This is a genomic window from Micromonospora sp. D75, from assembly GCF_018070405.1.
Lineage (GTDB): Bacteria > Actinomycetota > Actinomycetes > Mycobacteriales > Micromonosporaceae > Micromonospora > Micromonospora chalcea.
Window position 1 is genome coordinate 1 of record NZ_JAGPXV010001190.1, and the last position, 468, is coordinate 468.

Here is a 468-nt window from a genome sequence, read left to right on the forward strand (position 1 = left end):
GATGGGGACGGCGCTGCTGCTGGCCGTCTTCGGCGCGCTGCTGGGCCTGGCAGCGGCCCGGCGGCTGGTGATCGGCCTGGCCGGCATCGCCGCGTTCGCCGCGCTCGGTGTCGCCGCCGCGCTGACCCGGGCCGGCGCGGACGCCTTCGACGCGCTGCCCTCCCTGGTCGGCGGCGGACTGGGCGCGCTGACGCTGTGGGCGTTCGTGGCCGGCCCGCTGAGCGCCGACCTGGCGCACCGGAAGCGACCAGGGCGTGACCGGTCCGACGCCGTGCGACGCGACCGGGCCGGGACCGGTCCGGCGGAGCGCGACGGGGCCGCTTCGGCGGACAGCGAGCCACCGTCCGCGTCGCCCCCGCCATCCGCCCCGCCTCCGGCGGTCGCCGCGTTGGCCCGGGAGGGGGAGACGCCGGGCGGCTGGGAGCCGGTCCGGCACGACGACGCGGAGTCGCGGCGGCGGTTCCTGCG

Annotated in this window: 1 pseudogene; it reads left to right on the top strand. The window is 80.3% G+C overall.

Annotated features, from left to right (window positions below):
• Window positions 1–468, top strand: a pseudogene (locus KBX39_RS32805) (molybdopterin-binding oxidoreductase); the annotation flags it as partial.